The organism is Stenotrophomonas sp. GQ19 (assembly GCF_059758695.1).
The window spans coordinates 389,419-411,458 of the sequence record NZ_JCAXES010000003.1 but is presented as its reverse complement, the minus strand read 5'-3'; the positions used below and the strand labels follow the sequence as shown (position 1 = coordinate 411,458).

The window sequence follows — 22,040 nt, the reverse complement described above, 5'->3', positions numbered from 1 at the left end:
AAAAGCCTGGCTTCCCCTGCTTACCGCAAGCCGACCCGTAGCAGCCGATAGGCTCCTGGGCAAAATAAAGGAGGAGGCCGCCCCGCGGCCGGGGGACATTTGCACCAGGGGCCTATCGGCTGCTACGGGGCCCTCACGCTCGCGACTGCCCCGATCGGAGACGCCAGCCGATCCAAACGACGCCTGCACACCCGGTCACCCTCCTCGCGTCGTGCTCACTCTGCGACGGCCCTTGCAACAGACGCTCCTCTCAAATGGGAGAAGACCCAAAAAAAAACCGCTGCAGGGCAGCGGTTCTTTCGACAGACGGGCGGCGGTGACTCAGAGGTCGACGCGGCGGGCCTGCATGAACTTGGCGCTCCAGTAGCCGGTCATCAGGCTGTCCACGCGGACGTCCTTGCCGGTGCTGGGGGCGTGCAGGAAGCGGCCTTCACCGACGTAGATGCCCACGTGGTCAACCCGGCCCTTGCGGCCGAAGAACACCAGATCGCCGGCAGCCAGCGCGTTACGGTCGTTGATCAGTTCGGCTTCGCCGTCATGCGCCATCTCGCGCGACACGCGCGGCAGTTCGATGCCCAGCGCCGTGCGGAACACGTAGCCGACCAGGCCGCTGCAGTCGAAACCGCTGTCCGGCGAGGTGCCGCCCCAGCGGTACGGCGTGCCCAGCAGGGTCATCGCGCGGCGCAGCAGCGACTGCACCTTGCCGTTGTCGGCCGCGCCGCCTACAACGGCGCCGTTGGCACCACTGCTGGCGTCGTAGTTGGCGAGCAGGCGGCTCAGGTCGCCGGCGAACATCGCCGAGCGGTCCATCAGGGGAATGGTGTCGTTCGCGGCCAGATGGGGAAGCAGGGCGGCGAGGGTGGCGCTGGCAGCGGCGTCGGCCTTGCTGCGGGCGGGGGCGTCAGCCTTGGGCTTTGCCACCGCGGGGGATTCGGGGGTGCTGGCGCCGGCCGAAGCGGCATCGACAGCGGTGGCCGGTGCGGTCTGGGCCCAGGCCGGAAGGCTGGCCAGGCAGAGCGCGAGGGCGAGAAAAACGGAGCGGGTGCAGCGCTGGGGGGCGGCGGTCTGGCCTTGGCTTGGCAGGTCGGCTGTCGTCACGCGGCGGTCACTTAATAAAAACGATGGGTGATGATGCCGTGTAAGCGCAGTGATTAGGTACAAATTTCGTTAATTTTTCGTTTACAAACACGTGATGCACATCACAAATTTGACCCTTACCCCTGTTCAGCTTAGTGCAGAACGCGTTTTGCACCGGTGTAGTGGTCCTTCCAGTAGGCCCCCCCGAGCGAGTCCAGCCGGACCGTGCCGCCGGTGCTCGGAGCGTGCACGAAACGTCCTTCGCCGACGTAAATGCCCACATGTGACACGTTGCCGCGGCTGCCAAAGAACACCAGGTCACCCGGTGCCAGGCGCTTGGGTTCGATCTTCGGGCCCTGCACGGCGGCCAGGTCGCGCGAGGTCCGGGGCAGCTTGAGGTCGAGCATCTCGCGGTACACGTAGGTCACCAGGCCGCTGCAGTCGAAGCCCGACTCGGGGGTGTTGCCGCCGTACCGGTAGGGCGTGCCGACCAGGCCGATGGCGCGCATCAGCACCGCATTGGCCGCCTGCGGGTCGTTGGGAACCACGCTGGGCCAGACCTGGGTGGAGGCGGGCGGGGCGGCGGGACGGGTGGTCTTGCCGCCGCCACAGGCGCTCAACAGGGCGGTGAGGGCCAGCAGGGCCAGTCGGGTCGTGCGCGGAACTGGCGTCATGTGCAGGTTGTCCGGATAATGCGCGGCCTCAGAAGGCCGTCATGATGGCGGCGTATCCGGCGGGGAACAACCCGCCCCACCCGTCTGCCATCGGCAGCGACCAGCCAGAGTTGCGCATGAAGATCGAAAAAGACCGCGTCGTCCGTTTCCACTACACCGTTGCCGAGCAGGGCCAGGAGCCGATCGAGAGCTCCAAGGACCGTGATCCGCTGGCGATCCTGATCGGCCACGGCAACATCATCCCGGGCCTGGAAAGCGCCATGATGGACAAGGAAGCCGGCGCCACCTTCGAGGTGGACGTCAAGGCGGCCGATGCCTACGGCGAACGCCGCGAGGGCCTGACCCAGCGCGTGCCGAAGAAGCATTTCGGCACCAGCAAGCTGGTTCCGGGCCAGCAGGTCGTGCTGCAGACCAACTTCGGCCCGCGTGCGGTCACCGTTGAGAAGGTCGGCATGAGCGTGGTCGACGTCGACCTGAACCACCCGATGGCCGGCAAGGACCTGCACTTCTCGGTCGAGATCGTCGACGTGCGTGAAGCGGCGGCTGAAGAACTCGAGCACGGCCACGTGCACGGCGACGGTGGCCACCAGCACTGAGTGCTGGCCAACCCGCCTGATCCAACGGCCCGCTTCGGCGGGCCGTTGCCGTTGGGCGCCCCGCACGCTGCGTTCGTGAGCGCCAACGCCGCCGCATAATGACCGCCTTGCCGGACGGAGTGCCTGTGAACGCTGCTTCCCCCCTTCTGCAGCCGGTTGCCGCCGGCGACCGCATCGCGGTGCTGGACATCCTGCGCGGGTTCGCCCTGTTCGGCATCCTGTTGATGAACATGGAGGCCTTCAGCGGTCCGCTGGACCTGGCCTTCACCGGGATCGACCCGCACTGGCACGGCCTGGACTACGCCGCTGACGCGGCCATCTACGTGCTGGTGCAAGGCAAGTTTTTCACCCTGTTCTCGCTGTTGTTCGGCGCTGGCTTTGCGATCATGGCCCAGCGTGCCGACGCGGCCCGGCGTGCGTTCACCCCGTTCTACCTGCGGCGCAGTGCGGCCCTGCTTCTGATCGGCCTGTGCCACGCGCTGCTGGTCTGGTCCGGCGACATCCTGGTGGTGTACGCGCTGGTGTCGCTGCCCTTGCTGGCCTGCCGCGAGGCCCCCACGCGCTGGTTGCCCGCGATGGGCGTCCTGACCTATCTGTGCGCGGCAGCGCTGATGCTGCTGCTGGGCCTGTTGATGGGCCTGTCGACGCACCTGGAACCGGCGGGCACGCAGGTGCGTGATGCCGTGGCCCAGGCCGGGCACACCATCGACATGCAGCGCCAGGCGTATGGCCATGGCACTTACCTGCAGGCAGTGGTGCAGCGCCTGCGTGACTTCTTCGCCCAGCTCAGCGCCGTCATCGTGGTGGGCCCGGAAGTGCTGGGCATGTTCCTGATCGGCAGTTGGTTCGCCCGCAGCGGTGCGCTGGCCACGCCGGACAATTTCGCGCGGCTGTACCAACGGCTGCGCTGGGTCGCACTGCCGATCGGGCTGGCCATGATGGTGGCCAGTGCGCTCTGGCAGCCCTACCTGGCGCCGGGCACCTTCACCGCCGCCAGTGGCGCGGCCTTCGCGCTGAATTCGGTGGCGTCGCTGCTGATGTGTCTGGGCTACCTGGCCTGGATCGTGCAGGCACGCGCGCGGCTTGCATGGCTGGCACCGGTCGGACGGACCGCGCTGACCCAGTACATCGCGCAGTCGCTGGTGTGCACGTGGGTGTTCTACGGCTACGGCCTGGGCGCCTTTGAACAAATGCCACGCGCCGGCCAGGTGCCGTTCGCGATGGCGCTGTTCGCGCTGCAGGTGGTGGCCAGCACGGTGTGGCTGCGCTACTTCCGCTTCGGCCCTCTGGAGTGGGTGTGGCGGGCGATGACCTACCTGCATTGGCCGCCGTTGCGACGCGCGGCTACCCCACGTTGAGCACCGTCCTCACGGCTGGATCGCAGCCGGACATGGCATGCTCATGGCCTGCATGCGCGGTGGCGACAACAGCGTTGCACCGTGTGGCGCACCTTACCGAGTCGAGCACTATCCATGAGCAATCACTACGACTATGACCTGATCGTGCTGGGCGGCGGCTCCGGCGGCCTGGCGGCGGCGTTCCGCGCTGCGCAACATGGGCAGCGCGTGGCGATGCTGGAGCCGGGCGAACTGGGCGGCACCTGCGTCAACGTGGGTTGCGTGCCCAAGAAGGCGATGTGGCTGGCGGCCGACCTGTCGGCCAAGATCGGCATGGCCGCGGCGATGGGCTTCGACGTGCCGGTGCGGCCGGCGTTGGACTGGAAGGAACTGGTGGTGCATCGCCAGGCTTACATCGCCAACATCCATGCCAGCTACCTCAAGCGCCTGAACGAAAACAACGTGGTACGGGTGCCGCGCAAGGGCCGGCTGGTGGATGCGCATACGGTGGAATGCAGCGATGGGGTGCGCATCAGCGCCACGCACATCCTGATTGCCACCGGCGCCCATCCGCAGCGGCCGGACATTCCGGGTGCGGAACTGGGCGCGGTATCGGACGACTTCTTCAACCTGTGCAGCGCGCCGGCGCGCGTGGCCATCGTCGGCGGCGGCTATATCGCCGTTGAACTGGCCGGGCTGCTGCAGGCGCTGGGCAGCAAGGTTACGTTGCTGGTGCGGGGCGAGCGCTTGCTGGAACGCTTCGACGCCGAACTCACCGCGCAGCTGGCCGAGAACCTGCGTCACCAGGGCGTGCAGGTGCATTTCAACTATCGCCTGCGCGAACTGCGTCGTGAGGGCGAGGCGGTGGTGGCGTACGGCCACGATGGCCCGCACGAGGCGGTGTTCGACCAGTTGTTCTTCGCCACCGGCCGCCGCGGCAACAGCGCCGGCCTGGGGCTGGAAGCGCTGGGGATCGTGGTGGGCGACAAGGGCGAGGTCGAGGTCGACGACTGGCAGACCACCGCCGTGCCCAGCGTGCACGCGGTGGGCGACATTGCCGGCAAGGTCGGGCTGACGCCGGTGGCGATCGCGGCCGCGCGCAAGCTGATGGACCGCCTGTTCGGGGGCAACCCGCAGGCAAAGATGGACTATGCCAACGTCGCCAGCGTGGTGTTTTCGCACCCGGCGCTGGGCGCGGTGGGGCTGAGCGAGGAAGAGGCGCGCGAGCAGCATGGCGACGTGCGCGTGTACCGCAGCAACTTCCGCCCGATGCTGGAAGCGCTGTCCGACGGCACCCAGCGCAGCCTGTTCAAGCTGGTCTGCGTGGGCGAAGAAGAACGCGTGGTGGGCGTGCACCTGCTGGGTGAAGCTGCCGACGAGATCCTGCAGGGCTTCGCGCTGGCGGTGAAGATGGGCGCGACCAAGGCCCAGTTCGATGACACCGTGGCGATCCACCCGACGTCGGCCGAAGAGATCGTTTTGATGCGGTAGGCGCGCGCATCCGCGCATTCCCCCAGCGTGCGACAATTCGGTTTCCATTCCATCCTCCGGCCGCCCCGTGCGGCCGTCTGCCGTCCCGATGCCGCCACCTGTGTCCGCGCTGCCCACCTCTTCCGCCCGCATTGCTGCCGGCGGCATCGCGCTGGCCGCGGTGGGTGCCATCGCCGCGTCGGGCAAGGCGGTGATCGTCAAGCTGGCCTACCGGCATGGCGTGGATGCCACCACGCTGCTGGCGCTGCGCATGCTGATGGCCTTCCCGCTGTTCGCGCTGCTGGCGGTGTGGTCGGCGCGGCGGGCAACGGCGTTGTCGTGGGGCGATCGCGGCCGGGTGCTGTGGCTGGGCTTCACCGGCTACTACCTGTCCAGCCTGCTCGATTTCCAGGGCCTGCAGTACATCAGCGTGACCCTGGAACGGCTGATCCTGTATCTGAATCCCACCCTGGTGCTGTTGATCAGCCTGGTGCTGCTGAAAAAGCGCCCCGGGCGCTGGCAGCTGGTCGCGCTGGGGCTGAGCTATCTGGGCGTGCTGCTGGCGTTCGGCCATGACCTGCAGCTGGAGGGAGGGCGCATCCTGCTCGGCAGTGCGCTGGTGTTTGCCAGTGCCCTGAGCTACGCGCTGTACCTGTTCGGCAGTGGCCAGGTGGTGGCACGGATCGGCGCGATCCGGCTCACCGCCTACGCCAGCTGCGTGGCCTGCGTGCTGTGCGTGCTGCACTTCGCGGTGCTGCATCCGCTGGCCGCGCTGGGGCAGGCACCGACCCCGGTGTACTGGCTGTCGCTGATCAACGCGACCCTGTGCACGGTGCTGCCGGTGTTGGCCATCATGCTGGCGGTGAAGCGGATCGGCTCGTCGTTGGCGGCCCAGGTGGGTATGCTCGGCCCGGTATCCACCATCGTGATGAGTCTATGGCTGCTCGACGAACCCATGGGGCCCTGGCAGATCCTGGGAACCGCCCTGGTGCTGCTCGGGGTGCTGCTGGTCAGCCGCGTACGCGCGTGACACCGGCCGAGGTCGCTTCGGCTGCCGATGCGGCCGCGCAGGCGCGCGAGCGCATCCTGGCGGTGATCCGCGCGATCCCGCGTGGGCAGGTGATGGGTTACGGCCAGGTGGCGGCCAAGGCCGGCCTGCCGGGCAGGGCGCGGCTCACCGCGCGCGTGCTGGGCATGAACGAGGACCCTGACCTGCCGTGGCATCGGGTGCTGCGCTCGGACGGTCGCATCGCCATGCCCGAGGGGTCGCACGGGTGGCGTGAGCAGAGCCAGCGCCTGCGCGCCGAAGGCGTGGCCATCGAGCGCGGGCGGGTCACGCAGATGCCGCGCAGCACCGGCGACGACCTCGACGCCTCCCTGTGGGGGCCGGGCTGACCATCGGCAGGGGTGTGCGGTGGTTGAATGCGACGACGCAGGAGGCGGCCAGGGCGGGGCGCTGCGGCTATGATGGGCACGGTTCCAAAGGATGCCCTCATGTTTCCGCGATTGCCCACCGTCACCAAGGCACTGTTGATTGCCAACATCGTGCTGTTCCTGCTGCAGCAACCGTTCCTGCTGGGCAACGGCACCTTCGAGCCGTTCATGCTGCAGCCGCTGCGCGATGGCTTCGATCCGTTCTCGCCGGGCGGCAACTTCCAGCCCTGGCAGCTGCTGACCTACGGCTTCCTGCATGGGGGCTTCGGCCATCTGTTCTTCAACATGCTGGCGCTCTTCATGTTCGGCGCGCCGCTGGAACAGACCTGGGGCGAAAAGCGCTTCCTGACCTATTACCTGGTCTGCATCGTCGGCGCCGGGCTGTGCCAGCTGCTGGTGGGCATGATGATGGCCGACCCCGCCACCGTGCTGGGTGCCTCCGGCGGCGTGTTCGGGCTGCTGCTGGCCTACGGCATGCTGTTCCCGAACCAGCGGGTGATGCTGCTGTTCCCGCCGATTCCGATGAAGGCACGCACCTTCGTGATCGTGTTCGGCGCAATGGAACTGATGCTCGGCGCCACCGGCTGGCAGCCCGGCGTGGCCCACTTCGCGCACCTGGGCGGCATGCTGTTTGGCTGGCTGCTGATCCGTTACTGGCGCGGCCAACCGCCGTTCAACAAGCGCCCGCCGGGCGGCGGTCCACGCAAGAACCACCTCCGCAGCGTCCGCTAGCGGCGAACGTGCAGGCGGCACATCACGCGAAGGGCACCCACGGTGCCCTTCGTCGTATCCAGGCCACGGGTTGAACAGAAGCAAGGACGTTTCGCGCATGAAAATACTGATCCTGGGGGGATATGGCGTCTTCGGCGGGCGCCTGGCGCGACTGCTGGGCGACCGGGCCGACCTCGAACTGCTGATCTGCGGCCGCAACCTCGCTGCGGCGACCGCGTTCTGCGACAGCTACACCGGCGCGCCGGTGCTGCGCCCGCTGCAGGCCGACCGGCAGCACATCGCGCCGCTGCTGCACGCCGAACGGCCCGACCTGCTGGTGGATGCCTCCGGTCCGTTCCAGGATTACGGCGAGCACCCGTACAGCGTGATCGAGGCCTGCATTGCCGCGCGTATTCCCTACCTGGACTTCGCCGATGCAGCCGATTTCGTGTTTGGCGTGGCGCAGTTCGACGCGCAGGCCAAAGCCGCCGGGATCTTCGTGCTGTCCGGGGTCAGCAGCTTTCCGGTGCTGACCGCCGCGGTGCTGCGCGAGATGGCCGGGCGCATGGATATCGTGGCGGTGGAAGGCGGCATCGCACCGTCGCCGTATGCCGGGATCGGGCTCAACGTGATGCGCGCGGTGGTGGGGTATGCGGGCGCACCGGTGAAGCTGCAGCGCAACGGCGCACCTTCGCACGGGCTGGGGCTGGCCGAGAGCCGGCGCTTCACCATCGCCGTGCCGGGCAAGGTACCGCTGCGCAACCTGCATTTTTCGCTGGTGGACGTGCCCGACCTGCAGGTGATTCCGCCCGAGCATCCGACCCTGACCGATATCTGGATGGGCGCCGGGCCGGTGCCGGAAGTGCTGCATCGGGTGCTCAACCTGCTGGCCAGGGCGCGTGCCCGGTTCGGCGTGCCATCGCTGGTGCCGCTGTCACGGCTGTTCTACACGGTGCTCAACCGGATGAAGTTCGGCGAGCACCGCGGCGGCATGTATGTGCACGCCACCGGCACGCGTGGCGGCCAGGCGATGGAGGAAAGCTGGCACCTGCTCGCCGAGGGGGAGGACGGCCCGTACATTCCGTCGATGGCGATCGAGGCGGTGGTGCGCAAGCTGCTGGCGGGCGAGACGCCGGCCGAGGGCGCGCGGCCCGCCACGCACGCGTTGGCGTTGTCGGACTACGACCGGTTGTTCGAGGGCCGTGCAATCTTCACCGGCTTCCGCAGCGAAGACCCGCACGCGCCGCTGTACCAGCAGGTGCTGGGCAGTGCCTTCGCGCAGTTGCCGGCGCAGGTGCAGGCGTTGCACGCCGACGCGGGCGCGCGGCGCTGGCGGGGCACCGCCGAGGTGCGGCGTGGGCGCGGGTTGCTGGCACGGATGGTGGCCGCGCTGATCGGGTTTCCACCGGCGGCCAGCGCGGTGCCGGTCAGCGTGGGCTTTACCCCCGAGCGAGGCGGCGAACGTTGGACCCGCGATTTCGGCGGCCGCCGGTTTTCTTCCTGGCAGCGCCGCGGGCAGGGCAGGAACACGCACCTGCTGGTGGAGCGCTTCGGCATCGTCGATGTGGCGCTGGCACTGATGGTCGATGCCGACTGCCTGCGGTTGGTGGCGCGCCGCTGGTCGTGCCTGGGCATTCCGCTGCCGAAGGCGCTGCTACCTGGCGGAAACACGTTCGAGACCGAGCGCGATGGGCGCTTTGTGTTCGACGTGGAGATCGCCGCGCCGTGGGTCGGCTTGATCGTGGGCTACCGCGGCAGCTTGGTGGCGGACCCACTGTAAAGCCACGTCATGCGGGGCTCTACCGCCCGGGGTGGGATGCCGGTGCCGCGGCGAACGTCGGCGCGCAACGAAAAAGGGCGCCCGAAGGCGCCCTTTTCCTGACCGTGCCTGCGGCTGGACTCAGCGCCAGACCTTGATCTGGTCGTTGTCCACGCGCTGCATCGGCTGGCCCGGCTTGCAGCTGAAGGTCGCACCGAACGCCGGCAGGTTGGACAGCGCGCCATTGGTGCGCCAGCGGCCCGGGGCCAGCACGTCGGCGGTGAGCCGCTGGGCGGCCTCGTTCGGCGACAGCTGCTGTGCCCACAGCGCGGCCCATGCGCGGAAGAAGCCCTGCTGGGCAGCCGGCTTGGCCGACGGTTCCACTGCCTTGTAGGCTTCCCACGCCAGTTCCAGGCCCGCCACGTCGGCCAGGTTTTCCTCGCGGGTCAGTTCGCCGTTGACCTTGGCACCCTTGATGCCGGGGAAGTCGTACGCGCTGTACTGGGTGGCCACGCGGCTGCCCAGCAGGGTCCAGGCGGTCTTGTCGGCCGGGGTCCACCAGCTGCGCAGTTCGCCCTTGGCATCCACCAGCGCGCCCTTGGCATCGATGGCGCGGGTCAGTTCGTGGGCGACCAGGGCACCGAAGCTGCCGAACTTGTCGGCGGCATCGGCCTTGGCGTTGAACACCGGGCCCTGCAGCACGGCGGCGGTGACGATCAGGCGGTTCTGCGCGATGTCATAGGCCAGCGCGGGCTGCTGCGGCAGCACGTCCCAGCGGCGGTCGGCGTTGCCCTTGCCGATGCGCTTCATTTCTTCGCGGTGGCGCCAGGTGGAGGCGATCAGCATGTTGCCGCCGAAGCTGCCACGGCCCATCGGCTGCACGCTGTAGTCGAGGTCGCGCAGCGGGGTGCCGATTTCGATCTTCAGCGCGGCCAGCTTGGCCTGCGCTTCGGTCTTGGCATCGTTGCTGAGCCAGGTGCTGCGCTTGACCGCATCGATCTGCACTTCGCGGATCTTGTCGACGATCACCGCTGCCTGGCGGCGATCATCGGCGGACAGGTACTTGCTGGCATATTCGCGGCCGAGCATCGGGCCGGCGGCGACGTTGATCGCATCCAGGGTCTGTTCCCAACGCGCCGGGGCGATGGTTTCGCCACGGATCACGCGGCCGCGGAATTCGAACTCGGCATCGCGGTAGGCCTTGGACAGGTACGGGGCCATGGCATCGCCCACGCGCCAGCGCAGGTAGGCCTTCCACTGGTCCGGCTTGATGCGGGTGACCATGCCGTCCAGCTGCTTGAACAGCGCGGGGTCGGCCAGCGAGACGAGGTCGTCGTTGACGCCCTGGACCTTGAGGAACGCATCCAGCTGCAGGTTGCGGTAGCGGCTGTTGAGGTCCTTGGTGGAGATGGGGGCATAGTTGTTGAACGGGTTGTTGATGCCCGCCAGCGACTGTGCGTTGCGCGCCAGTTCGGTTTCCAGCGCGATGACGGCCTGCGCTTCGGCGTCGAGCTTGGCCGCCGGGGTGCCGGTGAGGGCCAGGATCTGCTTGACGTAGGCGCGGTAGCGGGCCATCAGCGCGACGGTGTCGGCGTCGGTGCGGGTGTAGAAGGCCGGGTCGGGCAGGCCCATGCCACCCTGCATGAAGTAGCCGATGTGGCGGTCGAGTGCCTTGAGGTCCACGTCGGGGGCAAAGTTGAAGGCCACCGGGATGCCGACCTGGTGCAGCGCGGCGATCGAGGCGGGGACGTCCTTGGCCTTCTTGATGGCGTTGATGCGGGTCAGCAGGGGGGCGATGGGGTTGGAGCCGTCGGCTTCAACCGCGGCTTCGTCCAGGCCGCTGGCCCAGAAGTCGCCGAGCAGCTTCTGCACGGTGCCCTGCGGGGTCTTCATGGATGCATCCAGCAGCTCGCGCTGCTGCAGGCGGGTACGCTCGGCCAGCTGCCCAAGGGCGGTGGTGGCGCCGGTCTGCGGCACGGGATTGGCTTTCAGCCACGCGCCATTGCTGGCTTCATAGAAGTCGCTGCACTGGGCGCTGACCGCCGGCGCACGCGCGGCCTTCTTCTTCGGCGCAGCGTGCGCGTCGTGTGCGATGACCAGGGAGGCCAGGCCAAGGCCCAGGGCAATGGCGAGCGGACGGAGGTTGGACATGTAAAGCGAATCCAGTGTGGATTGGGATCGCGCGAGTGTACCAAGCAAAGCGAAAAGAGCGTGATGGGGAAGAAAGGCAAAGGCCTTTGGCACGTAGATCCCACGAGGCGGGGGTGTGGGATTTCGCGGGACACGCCGTAAATCCATCCCTGGAGGCCCGTGAGCGCCATCCATGGCGCCCAACGGTCCCGCGAAACCCCACACCCCCGCCTTCGACAGTGGGTCGGCATCCAAAGAAAAGCGAGAGCACGCAGGGCAGGTTTGCTTTTCCGTGCGTGCCGGGAGTTGTCCAAGGGCTGGTGGGGGGGGGGGTTGCGGGACCCTGAGCCGCATGGATGCGGCGACGGAGCTTACATGGACGTACTTGCAGCGTGTCCCGCAAACCCACCCCAACCGGCCCAATGCAGTCCAGTCGCACGCCGGCGGCTTTTGCTCTGCTTGCTGTGTTCAATTGACCAATCGCGATACCTGCAAAGGAAAAAACAAAGGCCCGGGAAATCCCGGGCCTTTGATTGCAGCGGATCACGCGGTGGCGCGATGGGTTACCAGATCACGACCTGCTGGTCGCCGGCGCGGACCATCGGCGAGCCGGCCTTGCACTGGAACGCGGCCGCGAAGGTCGGCAGGTTCGACGGCGCGCCCATGGCGCGGAACTGCGCCGGGGCGTGCGGATCGGTGGCCAGGCGGACCTTGGCGTTTTCCGGGGTGTACTTGGTGCGCCACACGGTGGCCCAGTTGAAGTAGAAGCGCTGATCGCGGGTGAAGCCGTCGATCTTCGGATCTTCCTTGCCGGCCGAGGCCTTCTGCAGCGCGTCGTAGGCGGTTGCCACGCCGCCCAGGTCGGCGATGTTCTCGCCCAGGGTCAGCTTGCCGTTGACCGCCTGGCCGTCCACCTTGTACCCGTCGAACTGCTTGACCAGCTTGCCGGTCAGGCCGCTGAAGTTCTTGGTGTCCGCCGCGTTCCACCAGTTCTCGAAGTTGCCGGTCGGCCCGAAGCGGCTGCCCTGGTCGTCGTAACCGTGGGTCATTTCGTGGCCGATCACCGCACCGATGCCGCCGTAGTTGAGCGCGTCATCGGCCTTCGGGTCGAAGAACGGCGGCTGCAGGATGGCGGCCGGGAACACGATCTCGTTCTGCAGCGGGTTGTAGTAGGCGTTGACCGTCTGCGGGGTCATGCCCCACTCGGTCTTGTCCACCGGCTTGCCGATCTTGGACAGGCTCCACTTGTAGTTGAAGGCGTTGGCCGCGCGCACGTTGCCCAGGTAGCTGTCGCGACCGGTGGTCAGGCCGTTCCAGTCACGCCACTTGTCCGGGTAGCCGATCTTCGGGGTGAAGGTTTCCCACTTGGCAATGGCCTTGGCCTTGGTCTCGTCGCTCATCCAGGTCAGGCCCTGGATACGCTCCTTCAGCGCGGCGGCCAGGTTCTTGACCAGTTCTTCCATCTTGGCCTTGGCTTCCGGCGAGAAGGCGACCTTCACGTACAGCTGGCCGAACGCATCGCCGGCGTCGTTCTCGATGGTGCCCAGCACGCGCTTCCAGCGCGGCTTCTGTTCCTTCTGGCCGTTCAGGGTCTTGCCGTAGAACGCGTAGTTTTCATCCACGAACGCATCGGCCAGGTACGGCGAGGCGCCGTCCACGGTGTGGAAGCGCAGGTAGGCGCGCCACACCGACGGATCGGTGTCACCCAGCGCCTTGCTCACTTCCTGGTGGAAGGACGGAATGGCCAGCGAGAACTTCTCCGGCGCGGCCACGCCCTGGGCCTCGAAGAACTTGGTCCAGCTGAAGTTCGGGGTCAGCTTGTCGGCATCGGCCAGGGTGACCGGGTTGTAGTACAGCGACACATCGCGCGACAGCTCGACGCTGGACTTGGAGGCCTTGGCCAGGCGGGTTTCGAACTTCACCACGTCAGCTGCCTGCTTGGCCGCATCGGCGGCGGCAACGCCGGACAGTTCCAGCACCTTGGCCACGTGCGCCTGGTAGGCCTTGAGCTTGTCGGCGTTCTTGGCGTCGGTGTAGTAGGTGGTGTCCGGCAGGCCCAGGCCACCCTGGCTGGCGTAGGCCATGTTCATGCTGGAGTTCTTGAAGTCCGCTTCCGGACCGAAGCCGAACAGCACGTTCTCGCCCTTGGCCGCGCTGCTGCGCAGGAAGTCGGCGACGGCGTCCTTGCTCTGCAGGCCGTCGATGGCGGCCAGGTCGGCCTTGATCGGCTCGATGCCCTGCGCGTTGATCTTGGCTTCGTCCATGCCGGTGGCCCAGAAGTCACCGACGATCTTCTCGATCCCGCTGGGGTTCTTCACCGCCGCGACCTGCTCGGCGAGCTGGTGCTGCACGGCAACCGAACGCTCGTCCAGGATGGTGAAGGCGCCCCAGCTGGTGCGGTCGGCCGGAATCTCATTGGCGGCCAGCCACTTGCTGTTGACGTAGTCGCCGAACGCGCTGCAGGCGTCCAGGCTGGTGTCCAGGTCGGACGGGTGGAAGGCGTTGTAGGCCGGCAGCTTACTGTCGTCGAGCTTGTACTCGGTGGCGGCAGCGGCAGGGGTGGCCGGTGCGGCGGTGGAGGCCGCGCTGTCCGTAGCCGGGGTTTCGTTCTTGCCGCAGCCGACCAGCGCGGCCGAAACGGCCAGGGTCAGCAGAACAATCTTGGGAGTGCGAGCGATCACTGTGAATGGCCTCCAGGCCGATGGGTCATGCGTGGGCTGGCCCCTGCGGGGCCGTGGGCCAGACGATACGCCGCTGGCCCGGCCTGCAAGGGTGTCGAAGGTCATGGCCGATGGCAAGCCGCCCCTGCGTGGGGCCGGCCACCGCCTTCGGCACGGCCGGACGACCGCAGCGGCAAAGTCCTGGCCTGTGGGGCGACACGCCCTGCCGTGGCGGTGTATACAACGGCCATGGCAAACCCTTCTGCGCAGGCGTGGGACGCGGTCATCATCGGCGCCGGGCACAACGGCCTGGTCTGCGCGGCGTACCTGGCGCGCGCAGGCAAGCGCGTGCTGGTGCTGGAGCGCCGCGGGGTGGTCGGGGGCGCGGCGGTCACCGAGGAATTCCATCCGGGCTTCCGCAATTCGGTGGCGTCCTACACGGTGTCCTTGCTGCAGCCCAAGGTGATCGCCGACCTGGACCTGCCCGGGCACGGGCTGACGGTGGTGCCGCGCCGCATCAACAATTTCCTGCCACTGCCCGACGGCGGCTACCTGCTGGCCGGCACCGGTCTTACCCAGGCTGAGGTGCGTCGCTTCTCCGTGCGCGACGCGCAGCAGTTGCCGGCCTACGAACAGCGGCTGGAGGTGTTCGCCGACGTGCTGCGCGCCGTTGCACTGCAGGCGCCGCCCAACGTGGGCAGCGGACATTGGCTGCAGGCCCTGCCCGAACTGTGGCGGGCGGGGCAGCTGGGGCGGCGGCTGCACGCGCTGTCGCCCGGGCTGCGCCAGGAGCTGCTGGACCTGTTCACCATTTCCGCCGCCGAGTACCTCGACCGCTGGTTCGAGAGTGCGCCGATCAAAGCGCTGTTCGGTTTCGACGGCGTGGTGGGCAATTACGCCAGCCCGTATGCGCCGGGCACCGCCTACGTGCTGCTGCACCACGCGTTCGGCCAGAGCAACGGGGTCAAGGGCGCCTGGGGCCACGCCATTGGCGGCATGGGCGCGATCACCCAGGCGATGGCGCGTGCGGCCATCCAGGCCGGCGCGCAGATCCGCACCGATGCCGGCGTGCGCCGCGTGCGGGTCGAGGCGGGCAGGGCGGTGGGCGTGGAGACGCTGGAGGGCGAGTGCATCGACGCCCGCGCGGTGGTGGCCAACGTCAACCCGAAACTGCTCTACGAGCAACTGCTGGCCGCCGACGAGGTACCGGCGCCCACGCGCGAACGCATGGCCAACTGGCGCTGCGGCTCAGGCACGTTCCGCATGAACGTGGCGCTGTCGCAGCTGCCGGACTTCCGCTGCCTGCCCGGTGCGGGCGACCACCTGACCGCGGGCATCATCATCGCCCCGTCGCTGGATTACATGGACCGCGCCTACACCGATGCGCGCCAGCAGGGCTGGTCGCGCGAACCGATCGTGGAGATGCTCATTCCCAGCACGCTGGACGATTCGCTGGCGCCGCCCGGGCAGCACGTGGCCAGCCTGTTCTGCCAGCACGTCGCACCGCAGCTGCCGCACGGGCGCAGCTGGGATGATCATCGTGATCAAGTGGCCGACCTGATGATCGCCACGGTGGAACAGCATGCGCCGGGATTTGCCGCCTCGGTACTGGGCCGGCAGGTACTGAGCCCGCTGGACCTGGAGCGGACCTTCGGCCTGATCGGCGGGGATATCTTCCACGGCGCGCTGAGCCTCAACCAGCTGTTCAGTGCACGCCCGATGCTGGGCCAGGCCGACTACCGCGGCGCGTTGCCGGGGTTGTATCTGTGCGGGTCCGGCACGCATCCCGGCGGCGGTGTCACCGGTGCACCGGGGCATAACGCCGCGCAGGTGATCCTGCGCGGCTGAGCCGCAGCGACGCGGCTACTTTCCGTCAAGATCCGGCTGCAATTCTTCGGTCTGCGGCTCGCTGGCATCTACCTGCGGCTTGACCTCGGGGATGCGCGTACTGCGGTCGCCGGTGACCGGCACCGTGCTCACCGTGCCCACATCGACCCGGCCCACCCGCGGCGTCATCCAGATGCTGTCCTGGTACTGCCGGTACTTGTCCGGGTCCCAGTAGCGCTGGTCATAGAACTTGGAGCCGTCGATCTGCTCGACCACGCCGTTCGGACCCGGCACCAGGATCTTCACGTTGCCGGCAAAGCCCGTGCGGCTGCCGGTCAAGCGGTGCTGCTCGCGGCGCATCGCCTGGTTCAGTCGCGGCGCCGCCGCCTCATCACCGAAGCGGGCATAGATCGCCTCGCCCTCGGTGACGGCCTGCGCCTGTTCGGCGGCGCTCAAGTTGGCCCAGTAGCGCTCGCGCAGCTCGACAAAGCCCTTGTAGCCACGCTCGGCGGCAAGATCCATCCAGGCATAGGCCAACGCGCGGTTGACCGGCGTGCCGGTGCCATTCCACAGCATCTCGGCCACCATCGCCTGGGACACCTTGTCCGAATAGAACCCGGCGCGCTGGAAGAACGCGAACGCGGCGGTCGGGTCGTTGCCGCGCATTTTTTCCATGCCCAGCATGCGGAAGCGCAGGTCCGGGTGGCCGTTGAGGAACCCGGCGCTGATCATCAACGGATCGTCGACCGGATCACTGGGCAACGCGGTGCCGGTTTTGGCCTTGGCGGCCGGTGGCGCGGCGGTTGCAACCGCCGGCAGCAGCAGCGCTGCGAAGAGGGGGTAAAGCAGATAACGCGGGGTATTCATAGCATCATTCCTTGATCAGCCCGGGGCGGATGCCGACGGGGGCATGGTCCGGCGGCGATCGGGTCGGGCGCATGCGGCGTACGTCACTATGCCAAAAGACAGGGCGCGCGACCTGACGGCCGCGCGCCCCTGTTGCGGTCAGCGCTTGCTGCCGGTACCGATATGGCGGTCGAAGAAGGCCAGCATTTTCGTGTACAGGTTCACGCGTGCGGGGACGCCGTAGAAGCCATGCATTTCCCCGGACTGGATGATCACCTCTTCCGGCGCATTGCCGGCCTCGGTCAACGCCTTGGCCATCAGTTCGGTTTGCTCAGGCACCGCACGGGCATCGCGCGCGCCGGCGGCCAGGAACACGGGAATGCGGACTTCGGCAGCACGCTTGGCCGGCGACGCCTTGGCGCGTTCGGCCGGATCCACGCCGTGGGTGCGGCGCAGGTAGCGCTGGCCGGACTCACGCTGCGGGATGTCGCCCTTGGTGAACAGCATGTCCACGTCATACACGCCCACATAGCCGAACGCACACTTGAACAGGCCCGGTTCGCGGATCGGTGCCATCAGCGCCGAATAGCCCCCGAAACTGCCCCCGTAGATGCACAGGCGGTCCTTGTCGGCCACGCCTTGGGCGATGGCCCAATGGGTCGCATCCAGAATGTCGTTCTGGATGCCGTCGGCCCACTGCCGATGCCCGGCCTCTTCAAATGCCTTGCCATAGCCACCGGACCCGCGGAAGTTGACCTGCAGCACCGCGTAGCCGCGGCTGGCCAGCAACTGCGCTTCCGGGTTGAAGCCCCAGTTGTCGCGCGGACCGATCGGGCCGCCATGCGGGTTGACGATCATCGGCAGCCGCTTGCCCTCTGCGCCCTTGGGCACGGTCAGGTAGCCGTACAGCTGGCGGCCGTCGCGAGCCTTGAGCGTGAACGAGGTGACGCTGGCCATGCGCTTGGGGTCCAGCCAGTCGCGCCCCTGGAGCAGGAAACGGGCCTGGCCGGTACCGCGATCAAACAGGTAGAGCTCGCCGGGATTGGTATCGCTGTAGACCGACACCAGGATCTTCTGGCCGTCCTCGGTATAGCTGGAGAACTGCACCATCTGGTCGGGGAAGGCCGCGGCCAGCGACTGGTACAACTTCGCATCGGCGTGGTCTTCGTCGATCAGCGTGACCTTGGGCGCGCCGGACTGGTTGATCACGCCCAGCAAGCGCTTGTCATCGGTGCTCCACATCATCTGCGAGACATCGGTGACCGGGTCCTGGAACAGGCTGTTGAACTGGCCGCTGGCCGTATCCAGCGTACCCAGTGCCGCCGGCAGCTTGCCGTCGTCCTGCTCGGCGTAGACGGTGCCATCGGCGGTGGTGCGCAGCACACGCAGGTGCTTGCCGTCCGCCTTGGAGGCATTGATCAGCGTCCAGGTGGTGCCGTCGCGGCGATACAGCTCGCTGCGCTCGTCGTACTCACCGCTTTCATCGCGGCTGGAGCTGCACACCGCGAACCGCGGCTCCTTGGCGGCGTCCAGCGCGATGTCGCAGTTTTCCTTGGGCGCGCGGGCCAGCGGGGTGCGCCGACCACTGATGGTGTCCAGGCTGACCACCTGGGTGCCTGCGCCTTCGGACGAGCGCGGGTAGCGCACCTGCATGATCACGTTCTGGTCATCGCCGCGCAGGGTGTCCAGCAGAGAGTAGGACTCGTTGCCGACGCTCTTGCCGCGCTGGGTGGCATCGCGGGTGCCGTAGAAGATCACCGGGCGGGCCAGGCTGCCGTCGGCGTTCACCGCGAACCATTCCCCGGTGGGGAAGGGCTGGGCATAGCCACCCTGCTTTTTCACTGCATTGAACATCAGCCGTTGGGGCGAGATCCAATGGAAGCTGCCGACGCTTTTCTTGTCCGGCAGCTGGTTGACCTTCAGCACCTTGAGATCGCTGGTGCGCAGGATGGTCAGCACGTCCTGGTCGCCCAGGTCGACGCTGATGGCCAGGTAGTCACCGTTGGGCGAGATCTTGGCCGAACTGAAGCTGGCGTGCTTGGCGAAATCTTCAATCGAGTAAGGCGTGTTGGCCGGGGAGGCCGCCTGTGCCACCGGCAGCGATGCGGCAAGTGCCATCGCCAGTGCCAGGGGTGCGTACAGCATCGACTTCATCTGCATGTGTGCCTGTTTCCTGTCCAGGGCCGCTGCGTCGCCGGCAGCGGCAGTCAAAAAAGGAAAGCCCGGTCAAGGACCGGGCTTTCCCACGCATCCTTACATCACCCGGAGGTGATCAGAACTTGTACTGCAGGCTCACGTAGAAGCGGCGGCCCAGCGGATCGGCACCGATGTACGGGTCGAAGAACGGGTAGGCAGTGCGGCTGTTGTCCTTGCGGTACTGGTTGTCGAACACGTTGACCACCTGGAAGGTTGCCAGCACGTTCTCACCGAACTTCTTGCCCACGCTCAGGTTCCACAGGAAGTACGGAGCCAGGCGACGCGGGTAGAAGGCACCTGCGGCATTGACGCCGTCCGCCTCGGCCTGGCTGAAGGCCGAACCGTAGCGGGTACCGAAGACGGTCGATGCCCAGTCACCCTTGGTCCAGGTCAGGCTGCCGCGGGCGCGGCTGCGTTCGGAGTAGAAGAACTCCGGCGGCAGATCGCGGTAGTCGATCAGCTCGTCGTCGGCCGTCTGCTTGTACTTGTTGGTCAGCGTCAGCGAGTAGCCCAGGTCGACGTTGAAACGGCCCCAACGGTCGGTGTCCAGCGCGTACTTGTAGCTGGCATCGATGCCGCTGGTGTCCTGCAGAGCGGTATTGATGTAGGCGTTGTTGATGAGCTGGATGCGACCGTCATCCGGCGAGCCGGGCAGGTTGACACGGGTGATCAGGCTCTGAACGTTGGCGCACACCGACGGGCTCGGCACGGCACGACCGTCGCTGGCGCTGCCCAGGCGGCAGGCCGCTTCGGCACGCAGCAGGTAGTCGTTGCTGAGCTGGGCGGCGGCGTCTTCCAGCTGGATGCGGTAGTAGTCGACCGTCAGCGACATGCCATCGGTGATGTCCCACACGAAACCACCGCCCCACGACTTGCCCTTTTCTTCGGTCAGGTTCGGGTTGCCGGCAACCTGGGTCTGCACCGAGTACTTGGTCGGATCGCTGGTCGGCGCGTTGCACTGGGTGCGCGTACGCGGACCCTGGGCAGCACCCGCACCGGTACCGGAACGGCAGGCGTACTCATCCAGCTCGGTGGTGTAGGACGCGGCACCGCCGGCGTAGATCAGCTGCATGTCCGGCGCGCGGAAGCTGGTGGCGTAGCTGCCGCGCAGCATGAGGTTGCTGAACGGGCGCCATTCCAGGCCCAGGTTGTAGGTGCTGGCCGCATCGACCGACGAGATATCGTCGTACTTGTCGTAGCGGGCCGCCGCGTTCGCGCTCAGGCTGCTGAAGATCGGCACGCGGAACTCGGCGCCGACGGCGTAACGGTCGCGGGTACCGTGGGTTTCGCCGGAGCTGGTCAGGTTGTAGATGGTCTGGCCATCGATCGGGCGCAGCTGGTCGGTGCGTGGATCGCTCACCATGTCCATCTTCTGACGGTTCCACTCCAGCACGCTGGCGAAGCCGACGGCACCGGCCGGCAGTTCGAACAGGTCGCCGCTAATGTTGAAGCTGGCGTTGGCGACGCTGGTTTCAGAGCGGTTGATCACGCGGGTGGCGAACGACTGGTAGATCTCCGGGGTGATCGGCGAGCCCCAGCGCTGCAGGTTCAGTGCATGGATCGGATAGACACCGGTACCGGTGCCGGTCGCGTTGCTCCAGCCGAGCTGCGGGCCCAGGAAGTAGTCATGCACCGACTTTGCCAGCAGGCGCGGGCGGTCCATCTTGTAGTTGTAGTAGCCGTAACCGCCGCTGGCTTCCCAGTCGAAACGATCGGCGATGGTGCCACGCACGCCGGCGGCGAAGTCGTAGGTGTATTCGTCGTAGGTGGTGCTGGCCGCTTCGTTGCCGCCCAGCTCATCGGCGGTGAACACACGCTGCAGCTGCACGATGTCGCGCAGGCCGGCATCGTAGTAGAAGGCGCTGGTGCTGCCGTTGGACAGGATGTTGAACTTGTCACCGTTGGTGGCCCAGAACTCCGTGCCGGAGCTGGCCTTGCCGTTGGTGGTGTAGTAGTTCGCGCTGGCCCAGCCCTGGGTGGTGTCGGTGAAATCGAAGGTGCCGTAACCGTAGGCGGAGTAGAACTGGCGCTTGTTGGAGATCGAGCGCGAAGCGCTGCTGTCATACGAGCCGCAGTAGGTACCGCGGGCGTTGGTGGTTACGGTGCTGAAGCCCAGTGCATCGCAATTGGCTTGGCCGGGATAGTACGCATTGTGGTTGACCGGGCCGTTGGCCGAGGCCAGGCCGCGGATCGCGATCAGCGACAGGCCCGGGGTGGCGGTGCTGCCCAGCGGCCCTTCGCGGACGTCCGAGAGCCACTTGCGCTGGCTGGCGAAGACCGGTTCGCGGTCGCTGTACTGCAATGCCCACACCGCGCTCCAGCGGTCGCCGGTACGGCCACCGGTCAGCTCCAGATTCACCGTGTCACCGCCGCCTTCAGCGGTGGTGCCGGTGGTCAGGCGCACCAGGTTGCCGTCGAAGTGCTCGCGCAACACGATGTTGACCACGCCGGCGACGGCGTCGGAACCGTAAATGGCCGAAGCACCACCGGTCAGCACTTCAACGCGCTCGACGATGCTGCTGGGAATGGAGTTGATGTTGGCGACGTTGTTGTCGCGGTTGTACGGCTGCGGGTACTGGGCGGGGCGGCGGCCGTTGACCAGGGTCAGGGTGTAGCCGGGACCCAGGTTGCGCAGGTTGACCACCTGGGCGTTGGGGGTGAAGCCGGACACGGCCAGATCGCCGGTGAACGAGGCGGTGGTGTTCTGGGTCAGCGTCTGCAGCATGTCGCCGACGGTCTGGAAGCCTTCACGGTCGATGTCGCCGCGGGTAATCACGGTGACCGGCGCCGGGCCTTCAACTTCGGACCGCTTGATGCGCGAGCCCACCACCGAAACACGGTCCAGGTTGGTGGCGTTCTTGCCGCCGACCTCGTTGCCGGCTTCCTGTGCGAAGGCCGGTGCGACGGCCGAAACGAGCAGCGCCGATGCCAGCGCAAAGCTCAGCGGGTTGCGGCTGAGCAGGTTGCGATTTGCCATGAATAGTTCCCCTTGAAATCAGTTCTGTGCGCCAGGTGGCGGTATGTAGGCCTTCTTGGCCGGATCCGACACCCTTGTGCTCCCGACGGGCCCCAACCGCTGCCCCCTGTAATCAGCTTCACAAGCCGATGACCAGAAGTTAACACGAGCTTAACTTGCACTGTCAACTGTTCATCACCGCGTCATAAAGGCAGGATCGGCACATAGGTGCGCTGAAGCCAATGATGGCGGGCGATTCGCCCAAGTTATTGATTACACGAAAATTATTTGCGGTTGAAACGACCATGTGAAGATTTCCGGGCTGTCCCGCGCTGTCCGGGCGACACGGCGGGACGTACATGGATCG

General features: G+C 67.1%; 15 protein-coding genes. 8 read left to right on the top strand and 7 right to left on the bottom strand.

Going from position 1 to position 22,040, the window contains the following annotated elements:
• Positions 1-321 precede the first annotated feature (321 nt).
• Positions 322-1,098, bottom strand: a complete 777-nt coding sequence (locus AC6CHL_RS09125) for a C40 family peptidase (RefSeq protein WP_038687151.1) — start codon at positions 1,096-1,098, stop codon at positions 322-324.
• Between the two features lie 131 nt (positions 1,099-1,229).
• A complete protein-coding gene (locus AC6CHL_RS09120) occupies positions 1,230-1,757 on the bottom strand; it encodes a C40 family peptidase (protein WP_425598310.1) in 528 nt (175 codons plus the stop codon).
• A 110-nt stretch (positions 1,758-1,867) separates the two neighbouring features.
• On the opposite strand from AC6CHL_RS09120, the gene AC6CHL_RS09115 reads away from it, so the two are divergent.
• From AC6CHL_RS09115 to AC6CHL_RS09085, 7 genes are all read left to right on the top strand, one after another.
• On the top strand, positions 1,868-2,347 hold the full coding sequence (locus tag AC6CHL_RS09115) for an FKBP-type peptidyl-prolyl cis-trans isomerase (protein WP_038691951.1): 480 nt from the start codon (positions 1,868-1,870) through the stop codon (positions 2,345-2,347).
• Positions 2,348-2,445: 98 nt separating this feature from the next.
• On the top strand, positions 2,446-3,705 hold the full coding sequence (locus tag AC6CHL_RS09110; protein WP_498294201.1) for a DUF418 domain-containing protein: 1,260 nt from the start codon (positions 2,446-2,448) through the stop codon (positions 3,703-3,705).
• A 114-nt stretch (positions 3,706-3,819) separates the two neighbouring features.
• Positions 3,820-5,175: a glutathione-disulfide reductase gene (gene gorA / locus AC6CHL_RS09105; protein WP_498294200.1), complete on the top strand. Its 1,356-nt coding sequence runs from the start codon at positions 3,820-3,822 to the stop codon at positions 5,173-5,175.
• Positions 5,176-5,263: 88 nt separating this feature from the next.
• Entirely contained in the window at positions 5,264-6,184 is a 921-nt protein-coding gene (locus tag AC6CHL_RS09100; RefSeq protein ID WP_038687156.1) for a DMT family transporter, read from the top strand.
• Complete coding sequence (locus AC6CHL_RS09095; RefSeq protein WP_498294199.1) at positions 6,091-6,549, top strand: MGMT family protein; 459 nt, start codon at positions 6,091-6,093, stop codon at positions 6,547-6,549. The genes AC6CHL_RS09100 and AC6CHL_RS09095 overlap by 94 nt, the downstream gene beginning before the upstream one ends.
• A 99-nt stretch (positions 6,550-6,648) precedes the next feature.
• Positions 6,649-7,320 carry a rhomboid family intramembrane serine protease gene (locus AC6CHL_RS09090; protein ID WP_038687159.1) on the top strand — a complete coding sequence of 224 codons (672 nt, stop codon included), beginning with the start codon at positions 6,649-6,651 and terminating at the stop codon, positions 7,318-7,320.
• 97 nt (positions 7,321-7,417) lie between these two features.
• Complete coding sequence (locus AC6CHL_RS09085; RefSeq protein ID WP_498294198.1) at positions 7,418-9,079, top strand: saccharopine dehydrogenase family protein; 1,662 nt, start codon at positions 7,418-7,420, stop codon at positions 9,077-9,079.
• A 120-nt stretch (positions 9,080-9,199) separates the two neighbouring features.
• On the opposite strand, the gene AC6CHL_RS09080 is transcribed toward AC6CHL_RS09085, so the two are convergent.
• Together AC6CHL_RS09080 and AC6CHL_RS09075 are read right to left on the bottom strand one after the other, a co-directional pair.
• The gene (locus AC6CHL_RS09080) at positions 9,200-11,209 is read right to left on the bottom strand and encodes a M13 family metallopeptidase (RefSeq protein ID WP_447594956.1); all 2,010 of its coding nucleotides are present in this window, start codon (positions 11,207-11,209) and stop codon (positions 9,200-9,202) included.
• Between the two features lie 542 nt (positions 11,210-11,751).
• A complete protein-coding gene (locus AC6CHL_RS09075; RefSeq protein WP_498294214.1) occupies positions 11,752-13,866 on the bottom strand; it encodes a M13 family metallopeptidase in 2,115 nt (704 codons plus the stop codon).
• A 231-nt stretch (positions 13,867-14,097) separates the two neighbouring features.
• Between AC6CHL_RS09075 and AC6CHL_RS09070 the strand changes: the two genes are divergently transcribed.
• Positions 14,098-15,696: a phytoene desaturase family protein gene (locus tag AC6CHL_RS09070; protein WP_498294197.1), complete on the top strand. Its 1,599-nt coding sequence runs from the start codon at positions 14,098-14,100 to the stop codon at positions 15,694-15,696.
• A gap of 15 nt (positions 15,697-15,711) precedes the next feature.
• On the opposite strand, the gene AC6CHL_RS09065 is transcribed toward AC6CHL_RS09070, so the two are convergent.
• The 3 genes from AC6CHL_RS09065 to AC6CHL_RS09055 form a co-directional block, all read right to left on the bottom strand.
• Positions 15,712-16,542, bottom strand: coding sequence for an SEL1-like repeat protein (locus AC6CHL_RS09065; protein ID WP_463601399.1), 831 nt, complete (start codon positions 16,540-16,542; stop codon positions 15,712-15,714).
• 138 nt (positions 16,543-16,680) lie between these two features.
• Positions 16,681-18,681, bottom strand: coding sequence for an alpha/beta hydrolase family protein (locus tag AC6CHL_RS09060; RefSeq protein WP_448134128.1), 2,001 nt, complete (start codon positions 18,679-18,681; stop codon positions 16,681-16,683).
• 112 nt (positions 18,682-18,793) lie between these two features.
• Positions 18,794-21,694 carry a TonB-dependent receptor domain-containing protein gene (locus AC6CHL_RS09055; protein ID WP_448134127.1) on the bottom strand — a complete coding sequence of 967 codons (2,901 nt, stop codon included), beginning with the start codon at positions 21,692-21,694 and terminating at the stop codon, positions 18,794-18,796.
• Positions 21,695-22,040: the final 346 nt, after the last annotated feature.

What these genes read in the sequence shown, in the direction of transcription:
- AC6CHL_RS09110 (WP_498294201.1), top strand. Translation starts at nt 2,446, where the DNA reads ATGACCGCCTTGCCGGACGGAGTGCCTGTGAACGCTGCTTCCCCCCTT.
- AC6CHL_RS09055 (WP_448134127.1), bottom strand. Translation starts at nt 21,694, where the DNA reads ATGGCAAATCGCAACCTGCTCAGCCGCAACCCGCTGAGCTTTGCGCTG.
- AC6CHL_RS09090 (WP_038687159.1), top strand. Translation starts at nt 6,649, where the DNA reads ATGTTTCCGCGATTGCCCACCGTCACCAAGGCACTGTTGATTGCCAAC.
- AC6CHL_RS09115 (WP_038691951.1), top strand. Translation starts at nt 1,868, where the DNA reads ATGAAGATCGAAAAAGACCGCGTCGTCCGTTTCCACTACACCGTTGCC.
- AC6CHL_RS09070 (WP_498294197.1), top strand. Translation starts at nt 14,098, where the DNA reads ATGGCAAACCCTTCTGCGCAGGCGTGGGACGCGGTCATCATCGGCGCC.
- AC6CHL_RS09085 (WP_498294198.1), top strand. Translation starts at nt 7,418, where the DNA reads ATGAAAATACTGATCCTGGGGGGATATGGCGTCTTCGGCGGGCGCCTG.
- AC6CHL_RS09095 (WP_498294199.1), top strand. Translation starts at nt 6,091, where the DNA reads ATGGCTGCTCGACGAACCCATGGGGCCCTGGCAGATCCTGGGAACCGC.
- AC6CHL_RS09060 (WP_448134128.1), bottom strand. Translation starts at nt 18,681, where the DNA reads ATGCAGATGAAGTCGATGCTGTACGCACCCCTGGCACTGGCGATGGCA.
- AC6CHL_RS09080 (WP_447594956.1), bottom strand. Translation starts at nt 11,209, where the DNA reads ATGTCCAACCTCCGTCCGCTCGCCATTGCCCTGGGCCTTGGCCTGGCC.
- AC6CHL_RS09065 (WP_463601399.1), bottom strand. Translation starts at nt 16,542, where the DNA reads ATGAATACCCCGCGTTATCTGCTTTACCCCCTCTTCGCAGCGCTGCTG.
- AC6CHL_RS09100 (WP_038687156.1), top strand. Translation starts at nt 5,264, where the DNA reads ATGCCGCCACCTGTGTCCGCGCTGCCCACCTCTTCCGCCCGCATTGCT.
- gorA (WP_498294200.1), top strand. Translation starts at nt 3,820, where the DNA reads ATGAGCAATCACTACGACTATGACCTGATCGTGCTGGGCGGCGGCTCC.